This window comes from Chryseobacillus diguaensis (assembly GCF_049220665.1).
Lineage (GTDB): Bacteria > Bacillota > Bacilli > Bacillales > Bacillaceae > Metabacillus_B.
Window position 1 is genome coordinate 1 of sequence record NZ_JBMKNV010000004.1, and the last position, 13,324, is coordinate 13,324.

At 39.9% G+C, this 13,324-nt stretch carries 13 protein-coding genes and 1 other RNA gene; 1 reads left to right on the forward strand and 13 read right to left on the reverse strand.

What is annotated here, in order from left to right; all coding sequences use genetic code 11:
• Positions 1-426 precede the first annotated feature (426 nt).
• Complete coding sequence (locus ACOT8F_RS07280; RefSeq protein WP_421650944.1) at positions 427-606, forward strand: hypothetical protein; 180 nt, start codon at positions 427-429, stop codon at positions 604-606.
• A 138-nt stretch (positions 607-744) separates the two neighbouring features.
• Here ACOT8F_RS07280 and ACOT8F_RS07285 read toward each other — a convergent pair whose 3' ends face one another.
• The 13 genes from ACOT8F_RS07285 to tpiA form a co-directional block, all read right to left on the reverse strand.
• Complete coding sequence (locus ACOT8F_RS07285; RefSeq protein WP_421650946.1) at positions 745-1,572, reverse strand: STAS domain-containing protein; 828 nt, start codon at positions 1,570-1,572, stop codon at positions 745-747.
• A gap of 33 nt (positions 1,573-1,605) precedes the next feature.
• The gene (locus tag ACOT8F_RS07290) at positions 1,606-1,761 is read right to left on the reverse strand and encodes an STAS domain-containing protein (protein ID WP_421650948.1); all 156 of its coding nucleotides are present in this window, start codon (positions 1,759-1,761) and stop codon (positions 1,606-1,608) included.
• A gap of 193 nt (positions 1,762-1,954) precedes the next feature.
• Positions 1,955-2,131, reverse strand: coding sequence for a PAS domain S-box protein (locus ACOT8F_RS07295; protein WP_421651474.1), 177 nt, complete (start codon positions 2,129-2,131; stop codon positions 1,955-1,957).
• A 903-nt stretch (positions 2,132-3,034) separates the two neighbouring features.
• Positions 3,035-3,223 (reverse strand): cold shock domain-containing protein, encoded by a 189-nt coding sequence (locus ACOT8F_RS07300; protein WP_421650949.1) that lies wholly within the window; start codon positions 3,221-3,223, stop codon positions 3,035-3,037.
• A gap of 419 nt (positions 3,224-3,642) precedes the next feature.
• Positions 3,643-4,119, reverse strand: coding sequence for a CarD family transcriptional regulator (locus ACOT8F_RS07305; RefSeq protein ID WP_421650950.1), 477 nt, complete (start codon positions 4,117-4,119; stop codon positions 3,643-3,645).
• Positions 4,120-4,566: 447 nt separating this feature from the next.
• Positions 4,567-4,932: a transfer-messenger RNA gene (gene ssrA / locus ACOT8F_RS07310) on the reverse strand.
• Positions 4,933-5,203: 271 nt separating this feature from the next.
• The gene (gene smpB / locus ACOT8F_RS07315) at positions 5,204-5,674 is read right to left on the reverse strand and encodes an SsrA-binding protein SmpB (protein WP_421650951.1); all 471 of its coding nucleotides are present in this window, start codon (positions 5,672-5,674) and stop codon (positions 5,204-5,206) included.
• A 121-nt stretch (positions 5,675-5,795) separates the two neighbouring features.
• Positions 5,796-8,147 carry a ribonuclease R gene (gene rnr, locus ACOT8F_RS07320; RefSeq protein ID WP_421650952.1) on the reverse strand — a complete coding sequence of 784 codons (2,352 nt, stop codon included), beginning with the start codon at positions 8,145-8,147 and terminating at the stop codon, positions 5,796-5,798.
• A 23-nt stretch (positions 8,148-8,170) separates the two neighbouring features.
• Positions 8,171-8,914: an alpha/beta hydrolase gene (locus tag ACOT8F_RS07325; protein WP_421650954.1), complete on the reverse strand. Its 744-nt coding sequence runs from the start codon at positions 8,912-8,914 to the stop codon at positions 8,171-8,173.
• A 318-nt stretch (positions 8,915-9,232) separates the two neighbouring features.
• On the reverse strand, positions 9,233-9,475 hold the full coding sequence (gene secG, locus ACOT8F_RS07330) for a preprotein translocase subunit SecG (RefSeq protein WP_421650955.1): 243 nt from the start codon (positions 9,473-9,475) through the stop codon (positions 9,233-9,235).
• 227 nt (positions 9,476-9,702) lie between these two features.
• Positions 9,703-10,998: a phosphopyruvate hydratase gene (gene eno / locus ACOT8F_RS07335; protein ID WP_421650957.1), complete on the reverse strand. Its 1,296-nt coding sequence runs from the start codon at positions 10,996-10,998 to the stop codon at positions 9,703-9,705.
• A gap of 27 nt (positions 10,999-11,025) precedes the next feature.
• On the reverse strand, positions 11,026-12,561 hold the full coding sequence (gene gpmI / locus ACOT8F_RS07340; RefSeq protein WP_421650958.1) for a 2,3-bisphosphoglycerate-independent phosphoglycerate mutase: 1,536 nt from the start codon (positions 12,559-12,561) through the stop codon (positions 11,026-11,028).
• Positions 12,554-13,315: a triose-phosphate isomerase gene (tpiA, locus tag ACOT8F_RS07345; protein WP_421650959.1), complete on the reverse strand. Its 762-nt coding sequence runs from the start codon at positions 13,313-13,315 to the stop codon at positions 12,554-12,556. Before tpiA ends, gpmI begins: the two co-directional genes overlap by 8 nt.
• Between the last annotated feature and the right edge of the window lie 9 nt (positions 13,316-13,324).

The following is a 13,324-nucleotide window of genomic DNA, read 5'->3' on the forward strand; positions in this document are numbered from 1 at the left end:
ACTTGGGAATCTGGAAAAATGGCATAAAAGTATCCAAGGAAGAGGTCTGTAAAGCATTAAATTACTTAAAAATGAACAAAAAGGCATACGGATAGAGACATCCGAATGCCTTTTGTCTACAAACTGAAATAAATGCCTTCTATTTGGAAGGCATTTATTTGAGTATCTTGTTGAACTAACGCACCCGTTCGTTTAAGTGAAGTCCTTCACAAATTACTCCTTTTGACAATAAAAGTAACCTGAATTAGCACAGTTACTATTTGTTTTGAAAAATTTCGCCCGCCCATTTATTGATTAAGTTCGCAACAGACGTCAAAGAATTAGAGGTAGGGAAATGAACTGGGCACTGAACCAAACATAGATATTCGTCATACATATAATATAAGGATTTTAATCAGATTTTTAGACTTTGAGAGGAATGTTGAAATGTACGCAAAAAATACCTATGATTATATTGTAATCGGTGCTGGAACTGCAGGTGGTGTAATTGCTAAAAAATTATCGGATTTGCCTTGGACAATATCATACTTTAACCAAGTAAATGAGTTGTTAGCTGCTGTAAGCGATATAGAGGATAAAAACCAAATTATTGATTTATTGGATTAAAGAAATTTGAAAAGCCCTTCTAAAAAGAAAAGGGCTTTTATTTTTTAGCTTTTTTTCTGAGCTAAAAAGTTAGTTCAACAAAGTTGTAGAAAATAAAAAGTAACACCAGAAAGGGAGACTTTTTTATTAACTTTCTATTCAATTATTCCTTTTGTTAATCCAATTAAGTGCCTGCTTAACATGCGCAAATGTTTGGATCCCATTCATGTCTATCCCGCTATGTACAACAGTTTGAACTAATTCCGGGCGCAACCCAGTTACTATTATTTCTATTCCTAACAATTGAAGCACTTCAGCTATAGATCGAAGATTATTAGCTGTATTTGTGTCAAGGTTTAGAATACCCGAATAATCAGCAATTAGATATTGTAACTGGAGTTCCGCTATTTTGGGAACCACGTAGTCATAAATATGCATAGCTCTATAAGAATCCATTATACCGATAAGAGGTAAAATCGCAACACCCTCATTGATTAATACAACAGGTGCTGAGAGAATGGCCATTTCTCTTTGAGTTTCTTCTCGATACTTTTCAGAAATCCGTTCAAAGGCTATTATTGTTTCATAAAGGCTTATGTCCAAAATAGAATTTACCTGGCGGATGATTTGGGCATTTTCCTTTAAAGTGAGATCGAATTCAATACTTTTTTGGGTTATTAAGTCTATAAAAACATTCCGTGTAGGAGGGTAACGAACTGCTATATCGGAAATCTTGCCACCGGATTCAACTTGTTGTAGCGCATTTTTTTTACTCCAATCAATTAAAGCATTTGGTGAGTTATTTTCATCTTCGGTAATGTATTTACTCAAAAAATCCAGTAATTTAGTATACATATTAATTGCCTGTTGTTCTTCATGCTCAGAAATTACCAAATTTAATGAATTTAAAACACTTTTGACAATTTCAACTGATAGAGGATACGCATTGTTTTTTAAATAGCTGGTAAACCTGGACATTGAGGTCATTTTTTATCCATCCTTATTTGATTACTAATCAAATTATAGCCAGAAAGTTCCAAATATCTGTATTATGGATAAATCGGCTCCGAGCTGAACAACACTTTGGGCAATTGCAGGTCTTATTCCCGTTACAATAGAACGAACACCAAGCAAACCAAGTACGGCACTAGTTTCAAACAGACATTGGATTACCATTGCATCAAGTTCATAGATGCATGAAAAAATCGCTAATCAAAGTATGGACATTCTGTTCCTGTACTTTTAAAGGCACATGTTCTAAAATATAATTCGCTCTTTCAGAATTGATAGAACCTACTAGGGGCAACACAGCGACCCCTTCCAATATAGGGACGACTGGAGCTGATAGTGTGTTAATTTCTTTGGACACTTATTCGAGTGTTCTTTCGATTTCTTTACGCTTTGTTATATCTCTGGCGACAGATTGAATCGCTTTTTTATCCTCATACAAAACAGGAGTACAAGTTGTTTCTACATCAACTAGTGAACCATCAAACCGTCTTAATTGTTTTTCGATAATTCCAGTTGGTTTATTGTCAACAAGGATCGATTTTGCGTGCCATACTCAGCTCTCTATACTCCTCGGGTACGATATCGAATATAGATTTACCTAAAACTTCCTCACTGGAAGCGGCCGTAAAAAGTCTACTCCAGCAGGGTTTATATACTTATATTTCCCATCTTGTTGAATAATAATTGCCTCCGTGGACGATTTGACGATACAATTTTTCATCCGTATTATTTCCCATGAAAATCCACCACTCCCTACCAAAAGCTATAAGTTTTCAACTAAGAACATTATACTATAAGTGAATAATTATTTTATTTTATGCCCCTTATCTGTGCTTATTAGTTTAAAAATCCATCTTGAATTAACCTGCCCCGTTACTTCAATAACATGCAGTGGTATGCGGTGAATCTTTCAATTTAGCAGGTTAATAATTCTTCTTTTGAAACAATACGCCATTCATGTGCTGCAAATTTTTCTATATAGTCATTGATACTAATTTCCTCTAATTCAATTACAAGTGGATGTAGAGATACATAGCATTCATTTGTCTCATAATTTAGGGTAACTTTTACAACCTCATATCCATTATGAAATCTTGAATCAAAATCTGGGTCATCAATAATATCTTCTTTAACAGGAACAAGAAAAAGCTACTATTGGATCTATTAATACGGGACCTTTTTATAGTATCTTCTTGTGGAGAGTGGGTGGTTCCTTTGTTCTTCTAGATGGCAACTTACTCGTTCGAGAAAAGTTGCTAGGGATAGAGTATTGGACAAGTAGTCTCATGGGACAAGGGACCTGTCCCCTCGTCCCATTATTCGGGGAAACCATTGAAGTAAAAGGAAATGACAAAAGTATACTCAAGTACAAAGCGGTGATTATGCTTGGTCCCCCCCTATGATCAGAGTTCATATTTACAAAGGGGTAGGAGATCAATTAAATTTTAGAAACGTTTTCTGCTTGAGAGCCACGTTGTCCTTTTAGAATATCAAATTGTACGCGTTGCCCGTCATCTAAGGATTTAAAATCATCACCAGTAATCTTTACTATTGTTATGTAAATAAAATAAAAAATGGTTTCCTGGTCTGGAAACCATTTTTGTAGTTGACCATATGGTGTTACCAATTCGTTTTTCTCTTTTACGTAAAGAAGATAAACAATTACTATTCACTGTCTCAGTAGATGAGGTGAGATTGATTGTTTTTTCTTCTAGAAATAATGACTTAAATAATATATTGTATACCTAAAACAATGAAAGCCCTACCTCTCTTTCATCCTTACGGCTCCTTGTCCGTGCCAGTGTGAATCAGGATTGCAAAAATAAAGTGACTATTTTATCGAGTTTGATGAAACTTCAAACGTTCGTAAAGGAAATTTAAATAATAAAAATGGATTAGATTGTAGAAATAACAAAAGAGGTTAATGCTCTTAAGGTGAGTTGAAGAAGTTGAATGTCTTTGAAAAGATTTACTTTTAATAATAAACATATTCCCAAAAAATTCAGGATATTTTCGGGAGATGTAATACATTATCTTAAATTAACCTTAACAGAAACTTTTTATTTGATTTTCAGTAATCCCTTTAATTAATCCCAGTTCACTAAACAAAAATTCATGTGCGTTATCTAACATTTTTTTTTCGCTTGTATTAAGTGCTTTTTCTTTCTTCATACGCATTAAATCACGTACAACTTCAGTACATTCATGTATTTTACCCGTTTTTATTTTGTCCGTGTTCACTTTATACCTTTGTTTCCACGGCAGTAATCTATCTGATTCTCCATGATGAAAAATGTTTATGATGTGTTTTAATGCAATTATGTCAGTAACAGGGCGTATACTTGAACTCAATATTTTACCCGTAGGAATCATGACTTGCATATTACCGATTAACATTTTTATGACATAATACTGTTGTTTTTCCCCTGAGATTTCCTTTTCTTCTATGGCTTTAATTATACCTGCTCCGTGCATTGGATAAACAATGTTATCGCCAATTTGAAACAAATAATCCACCTCCATATATGGTAACCTTTTTAACCTTAACATATATATTATTTTTTATCAAATTTTTAATAATATCATAAATTTATTTTCAGTGTCAACTACTTTTTCTTTAAAAATCAGAAAAAGCAAAAACAATGGGAATCGTGTCGAGGAGTTCAAACAACGCACCCAGTAGTTGAATACGAAATTCAACAAAAAAGGGGATAATCCTTCCTGATCACCGTTTGTCGTTTTATCATTTCTTTATTCTGTATAAATCTTCTTTATCCTGACCAATACCTTTGTCCATAATAATAAAAGAAATGCTCAGAGCCATTAAACTTTGAGCATTTTTGTATCCATTCAAACTTTCAAAATAATTTTAAGCATAATATTGTCAAAGCGTTTTTCAAGCATAAGTTTGTCATTATTGCAAAGTTATGATTAAAGTTACAAATAAAAAACCACCAAAACTTATGTATTTGGTGGAGACGGTGGGAGTCGAACCCACGTCCAGAAATATCGGCACTTAAGCGTCTACGAGCGTAGTTGACATATTAGCGATTCGCTGTACCTTATGCCTGCCAACAGGCGTCCGGACAGCTAGTCTGATTGTTCTCTTCCATCATCCTCAGACGGGGGAATCAGGCGTAGCCCACTTAGAGTGAGTCCCTTACCCTACCACATGGGCGATGGAGGGAGGAACCGCTTATAGTCTGTTGTTACGCAGCTAAAGCGAGGTTGTTGTTAGATTTGCCAGTTATTATTGGCGTTGACGTTATTAACGAGATCGTCGACTCGGCTCGCAACCTAAGCTCGAACTATCCCTGTCGAATCCGTAACGTCCCCATATAAAAGTCCCATAAGGGAGATTAAGGGTAATACGGGAAACTGCAAAGAGATAATTAAGCCTAAATCTCTTATGAAGTTGTCAATGTACTTTTAAAGTACATGTTCTATTATAACACGTATAAGCGTGATTTCAATTGTTAAAAATTGTAACTAATTCTGCGCTTTATCTTTTCGGTAAATGAATATTGCGCAAGCTGCAGAAGCTGCTGCTAAAGCAAAATAAACGATTGCCATAAGTTCAGCCTCCAATTTTTACTCAATTTTTCGCTTAAAAATCCTTCTGACGGTCGCGGAAGGCACGTTCAACCTCGCGTTTAGCCTCTTTCTTCTTGAGATCTTCCCGCTTATCGTATTTCTTTTTCCCTTTTCCGAGACCAATTAAAACCTTTGCGTATCCATTTTTCAAATAAACCTTCAAAGGTACAAGAGCATAGCCTTCTTCTTTCGTCAGCCCAATCAGCTGGCTGATTTGCTTTTTATGAAGAAGCAGCTTTCTCGTTCTAAGCGGATCATGATTATATCTGTTTCCTTGTTCATATGGGCTTATGTGCAAGTTATGAAGAAATACTTCTCCATTTTCCACTTTTGCATAGGAGTCTTTCAGGTTAAGGCGCGCGTTGCGGATGGATTTAATTTCTGTTCCCTGAAGGACGATTCCTGTTTCATATGTTTCTTCAATTGCATAATCATGGTTGGCTTTTTTATTTTGAGCCAACACCTTACCTTGTCCTTTTGGCATTGTGTACGCCTCCTCCCAAGCCCTGCAGCAATTTGCCTCTATATAACGATAGCTTATATCATACCAAAAATCCGCACGTTTCTCAACGAAAATGCAGGAAGCCGAATCGGCTTCCTGTCCGTTAGCGCTTCTTCTTTTTCCGCTTCGCCTTAGAGCTGTTTTCAAACGATTTCTTTTTCTTTTTTCTCGTCCCGCCTGTGCTCCAGCCATCATCCGAAGAACCATTTCTTTCTTGTTTGCGTCCTCGGGCTTTGCTGCTTTTTCCAGCGCCAGAGCCACTGCCAGAACTTTTAATAACCTTTGGTGCATCTTTTGACTGTCTGCGTCTCGTGCCTTTCATACCGACAATTTCAAAATCAACAGCACGCTCGTCTTTGTCTACTTTCACTACCCGTATCGTAATTTCATCACCGATTCGGTATACGTTACCAGTTCTCTCACCGATCATGGCATATGATTTTTCATCATAGCGGTAGTAGTCATCTGTCATATAGCTGACATGGACCAATCCTTCAATCGTGTTTGGAAGTTCGACGAACATCCCGAAGTTTGTAACAGAGCTGATAATCCCATCGTATTCCTCACCGATCTTATCAAGCATATATTCGGATTTCTTCAAATCATCTGTTTCACGTTCAGCATCAACAGCACGGCGTTCCATGTTGGAAGACTGCTCGGCAATATCAGGAAGCTTCTCAGCCCATTTCGCCTTTGTAGCTTCGTCAATTTTCCCCTCAATAAGATATGTTCTGATTAAACGATGAACAATTAAGTCGGGGTAACGTCTGATTGGTGATGTAAAATGAGTATAAAACTCTGTTGAAAGTCCAAAGTGACCAACACTTGCAGGATCATATTTCGCCTGCTTCATGGAACGCAGCATCACTGTTGAGACAACCATTTCTTCCGGCTGGCCCTGAACGTCCTCAAGGATCTGCTGCAAGGCTTGAGGATGAATGCTGTTTGCTGTCCCTTTTACTGTGTAGCCAAAGTTTGTAATGAACTCAAGGAAGCGCTGAAGCTTTCCTTCGTCCGGGTCTTCATGGATCCGGTATATAAACGGCACATTCATCCAATGGAAGTGCTCTGCCACCGTTTCATTGGCTAACAGCATAAATTCCTCAATTAGCTTTTCAGCAACCGAACGTTCTCGAAGAACAACATCATACGGCTTGCCTTCTTCATTAACCAGCACTTTTGCTTCTTTAAAATCAAAGTCGATCGCACCGCGGTGCATCCGTTTTTTCCGGAGTACTCGAGCGAGTTCAGCCATTTGTTCAAACATTGGAACGAGCGGCTCGTATTTTTTGCTAAGTTCCTCATCTTTATCAACCAGAATGCTATTCACATCAGAGTACGTCATTCTTTCTGTAGTCTTAATGACACTTTGGAAAATGTCATGCTTGACGACATCACCGTTTTCATCCACTTCCATCTCACAGGACAATGTCAATCTGTCTACTTTAGGATTCAGTGAACAAATTCCATTCGATAAACGATGTGGGATCATCGGAATAACCCTGTCAACTAAATACACGCTTGTCGCGCGATCGACCGCTTCTTTATCGATAGGCGAATTTTCGGTAACATAGTGGCTGACATCCGCAATGTGAACACCTAGTTTGTAATGGCCGTTATCAAGCTTCGTAACCGTTACGGCATCATCAAGGTCTTTTGCGTCAGCTCCATCAATAGTCACGATTACCTGATTGCGAAGATCGCGGCGATCCTTCAGATCCCCTTCTGAAATGGTCTCAGGTGTATCATTTGCCTGTTTAAGTACGTCCCCGGGAAATTCCTGCGGCAAGCCATGCTTATGAATAATGGAGATGATATCTACGCCAGGATCATTTTTATGCCCAAGAATTTGAATGACTTCCCCTTCGGCATTTCGGCGCCCTTCAGGATAGGTTGTAATTTTCACGACAACCTTATGGCCTTCAACTGCTCCATTGGAGGCTTCTCTCGGAATGAAAATATCGCTGGCTATTTTTTTATCATCAGCAATGACAAATCCAAAATTTTTGCTTTCGGTATACGTACCGACAACCTCTTTTATTCCATGCTCCAGGATGCGGACAATGGTGCCTTCTTTCCGTGCACCTGATGTCCCGGAGCTGACCCGCACGAGAACAATATCGCCATGCATCGCATTATTCAGCTCATTTGGCGGAATAAAGACATCATCCATCTCTGTGTCGTCTGGATCAACAAAAGCGAACCCTTTTGCATGACCTGACACTTTACCGCGGATCAGGTTCATTTTTTCAGGAAGGCCGTAACGGTTGCTTCTTGTCCGGACAATCTGTCCCTGCTCCTCCATTAATACAAGCGCTTTTACAAGACTTTTAAAATCGGATGCATCTTTAATGCCTAGCGATTCCTCAAGCTCTTGTATAGTTAGTGGTTTATAAGCTTCCTCTTTCATATAAGAAAGCAATTGATTTACATGGGTCTGTAGGTCTTGATCCATTGCGCGTCCTCCCTCAAGACTGTTTATTGCCAGTCGAGACTTTCCAAAAATTGATAGAAATCCTCGTGAACCTTGTCTCGTTCTTTATCAAGAGTGATAACATGACCTGATTCCTCGTACCATTTTATATCCTTATGGCCGGATTCTACCTCGTTATAAATAATATTTGCACTATCTGTATTAATCATGTGATCATGACGTGCCTGGATCACAAAAGTTGGTGAATAAATCATATCCACATTATTTCTCACGTCAGCAATGAGGCCCTGCAATGCCTCAAGCGTTCCCATAGGTGTTTTTTCAAATTCCTTCATTTCTTCTTCAATCTGCGCCTCATCTTTACCTTCAAACTTTTTATAATTGCGGGCATAGTCAAGCACGCCCTGATACATGACTTCCTCACTTTTTATGTACATTGGAGCACACATCGATACGATACCCTTCACAGGTACAGTGTAACCCAGTTTAAGAGAAAATACCCCTCCAAGAGACAGCCCGCCCACAGCAATCTCCTTATGCCCCATGCTTTTCAGAAGCTCATAGCCTTCTGTGACATCCTTCCACCAATCTTCAGGACCAGTATGCACAAGCTCCTCCGGAGGAACTCCATGACCTTTATATTGAGGGGCATGGCAGGTGTAGCCCCGTTCATTCAAATACCTTGCAAGCATACGGACATCTGCTGTATTGCCTGTAAAACCATGCAAAAGCAGCACAGCTTTATCTCCGCCTTCAAATGTTAATGGTTTTGGTAAAACTCGTCTCATTGAAAAATCTCCTTTTGCCATAACTGTTGTTCTCATTTTCCAAAGCTGCATTCGCAAAAATTACGTATGTGTTTAAATCACGCATGAAGTTGACTTCGCGGCATCTTTCTTAAAATTCGCAGATAGTAACTTGTTCTTAATTCATATATTTAGTTGAAAAGCAACAAGTTTAAGAAAAGAGCCTTTTCCAAAAACCCCATACTTCTATTAAATCAAACGTTCGTTCAAAAAACAAAGCGGAAGCGCCTTAATTCTTCCTTCCTTATTCTTTCCGATATATACAAAAAAAGAAGCCTGAAATTCAGGCTCCTTTTTTCATTAAAGGCTGAAATAAGAAATAGCAATCGTCAATACGAAAAAGATAACGGACAGAACAATCGTGGTACGGTTAAGCACCAATTCAATTCCACGCGCTTTTTGCTTGCCGAATAACTGCTCAGCACCACCGGAGATGGCACCTGAAAGACCTGTTGATTTGCTTGATTGAAGCAAGACAACAACAATCAGAGCGATGCAGTCAATAACAAGCAGCGTCATTAGAATTACATGTAATGCATTCATCTGTTGACCTCCTGAAAGCCCGAATAACAATAGTTTTAATGTACCATATAATTAGGCTGATGTCGATATGTAATGGACTGAGTATTGGCAGTGATTAGCCTGCGCAAGACGATTGGCTGCAGCAGAGATCAACAGCCAAGGTTAATAGAAGAATATTACCTGCTTCCTTGAAAGATTAGCGCAGGTATAAAAAAACACCCGGGAGGAGCCGGGTGTCTTTCCATCAATTATTTCTTAAGGTTGTAAAAAGATTTCAAACCTTCGTATACAGCTAAGCCGCCAAGCTCGTCTTCGATGCGAAGCAATTGGTTGTATTTAGCGATACGGTCTGTACGGCTAAGGGAACCAGTTTTGATTTGGCCAGCGTTTGTTGCAACAGCGATGTCAGCGATTGTAGCATCTTCTGTTTCACCAGAACGGTGGGAAACTACTGCTGTGTAACCAGCGCGTTTAGCCATTTCGATCGCTTCAAATGTTTCAGTCAATGTACCGATTTGGTTAACTTTGATCAGGATGGAGTTTCCAACGCCCTGTTCGATACCTTGAGCAAGCTTTTGAGTGTTTGTAACGAATAGATCGTCACCAACCAATTGAACTCTTCCGCCAAGACGGTCAGTTAATTGTTTATGTCCAACCCAGTCATTTTCATCCAATCCGTCTTCAATGGAAAGGATCGGGAATTCGTTAACCAATTGCTCGTAGAAGTCAATCATTTCACCAGAAGTTAAACCAGTGCGGCCTTCTCCAGCAAGGTCATATTTGCCTGTATCTTTGTTATAGAATTCAGAAGAAGCAACGTCCATACCAAGCATAACATCTTTGCCTGGCTCATAGCCTGCTTTTTTGATTGCTTCCATAATTACTTCAAGTGCTTCACGGTTAGATCCAAGGTTAGGAGCAAATCCGCCTTCATCACCTACTGCAGTGTTCAAGCCTTTGTCTTTAAGAACAGCTTTTAGTGCATGGAATACTTCAGCACCTGTACGAAGCGCTTCTTTGAAACTTGGAGCTCCTACAGGAAGAATCATGAATTCTTGGAAGTCCACGTTGTTGTCAGCATGAGAACCGCCGTTGATGATGTTCATCATTGGAGTTGGAAGCTGTTTCGCATTGAATCCGCCAAGGTAACGGTACAATGGAAGACCAACAAAGTCAGCTGCAGCGTGTGCTACTGCCATAGAAACACCAAGGATTGCATTGGCACCTAATTTGCCTTTGTTTTCTGTTCCGTCTAGCTCGATCATGATGCGGTCGATGCCAACTTGGTCTGTTACATCAAGGCCGATAATTTCTTCAGCGATAACAGAGTTTACGTTTTCTACTGCTTGAAGAACACCTTTACCAAGGTAGCGTTCTTTGTTGCCGTCACGAAGTTCTACTGCTTCGTGTTCACCAGTGGAAGCACCGCTTGGTACGATTGCGCGTCCGAATGCTCCTGATTCTGTGAATACTTCTACTTCAACTGTTGGATTACCGCGGGAGTCCAGTACTTCACGTGCGTATACATCAACAATATATGGCATGTTTTATTTCTCTCCTTTAAATTGAAATTATTTTTGGATCAGGGAATTCCCTGTCATTTCTTTTGGTTTTTCTACGTTCAATAAATCCAGAAGGGTTGGTGCAAGATCACCTAGAATTCCGTCATGGCGAAGCTCAACGCCTTCTTTAGTTACAATGACAGGAACAGGATTTGTTGTATGAGCTGTATGCGGTGTTCCATCTTCTGTGATCAGAACATCAGCATTACCATGATCAGCTGTAATGATTGCGGCGCCGCCTTTTGCAAGGATAGCGTCAACCACTTCTCCAAGACACTCATCAACAGCTTCAATGGCTTTAATTGTCGGTTCCACTTTACCTGAATGACCAACCATATCAGGGTTAGCGAAGTTTAAAAGTATCGCATCCTGGCTGTCTGCTTCGATTTCCTTCAATAGAGCATCTTTTACTTCGTAGGCGCTCATCTCAGGCTTCAAATCATAAGTGGCTACTTTAGGGGAATCAATCAGAATCCGCTTTTCGCCTTCAAATTCTTTCTCGCGTCCTCCGCTCATAAAGAACGTTACGTGAGGATATTTTTCAGTTTCTGCAATCCGAAGCTGCTTTAGTCCGTTTTGGGCCAGCACTTCACCAACCGTGTTATCCAGTTTCACAGGCTTGAAGGCTACATAGCCGTCAACTGATTCGCTGAAATGAGTTAAACAGACAAAGAATAAATTCTTCGGATGCTTTTCCCCGCGGTCAAAGTCACGGAAATCGTCGTTCGCAAAGGTGTTGGAAATTTGAATCGCACGGTCAGGCCTAAAATTATAGAAAATCACCGCATCGTTATCTTCAATTTTCGCAACTGGCGAACCGTCTTCCTTCGTTAAAACGGAAGGAATAACGAACTCATCATGGATGCCGTTCTTATAGTTATCCTCTACAAGCTCAATAGGATCCTTGTAAGCAGGGCCTTCTCCGTAAGCCATTGCACGGTAAGCTTTTTCAACACGTTCCCAGCGCTTGTCACGGTCCATGGAATAGTAGCGGCCTGAAATCGTTGCAAGCTTGCCTACTCCGTATTCCTTCATTTTCTCTTCCAAAGCGCGGATGTACTTTTCCGCCGTTTGAGGACCGACGTCTCGGCCATCAAGGAAACCATGAACAAATACGTTTCCCAAGCCTTCTTCTTTTGCAAGTCTCAATAGAGCATATAAATGTTCAATATGGCTGTGCACGCCGCCATCTGATAGCAAGCCGAACAAATGAAGGTTTGTTCCGTTCTTTTTCGCATGTTCAATTGCAGAAAGGAATGTTTCGTTTTTCTCAAAGTCTCCCTCGCGAATTGCCACATTCACACGGGTAAGACTTTGATACACAACACGTCCTGCACCAATGTTCAAATGGCCCACTTCGGAATTCCCCATTTGTCCTTCAGGAAGTCCAACAGCTTCGCCTGATGCTGTAAGTGTCGCGTGGGGGAACTTGTTCCAGTAGCGGTCAAAGTTCGGTTTTTTTGCTTGTGCTACAGCATTTCCTTTTGTTTCTTCGCGAAGGCCGAAGCCGTCGAGAATAATTAAAGCAAATGGTTTCCTACTCATTTTTTCCTGCCTCCAATAGCTGCAAGAAGGATTGAGCTTCAAGGCTGGCACCGCCGACAAGCGCTCCGTCGATGTCAGATTGGCTCATGTATTCTTTAATGTTTCCAGGCTTAACACTTCCACCATACTGAATGCGGACAGCTTCTGCAACATCTTTTGAAAATTGTTCTGCAATCACACTGCGGATATGAGAGCAAACTTCATTTGCATCCTCTGCAGTGGATGATTTGCCAGTGCCAATTGCCCAGATTGGCTCATAGGCAACAACTGTTTGTTTTACTTGGTCTTCTGAAAGGCCTTTTAATGCTTCTTTCACTTGATTTCCGACAAGCTCGTTTGTTTTGTTCGCTTCACGCTCTTCTAGCGATTCACCGCAGCATACGATTGGTGTTAAACCATGCTTGAAAGCAGCAACTGTTTTCTTGTTGACTGTTTCATCCGTTTCAGCAAAGAGCTCACGGCGTTCTGAGTGGCCTAAAATGACATACTCCACACCAAGATCTTTTAACGCAACAGGGCTTATTTCACCAGTGAAGGCTCCATTTTCTTCAAAGTGCATGTTTTGGGCACCGATTTTCACATCAGTTCCTTTTGTCATTTCTACTAAATGATCAAGGAACAATGCAGGTGCGCAGATAACAGAATCAACGTTTTCTGAAGAAGGCACAAGACCTTTTACTTCTTCAACAAAGCTTTTTGCTTCTGACATGACTTTGTTCATTTTCCAGTTTCCTGCAATGATTGGTTTTCTCATTTGATAAAC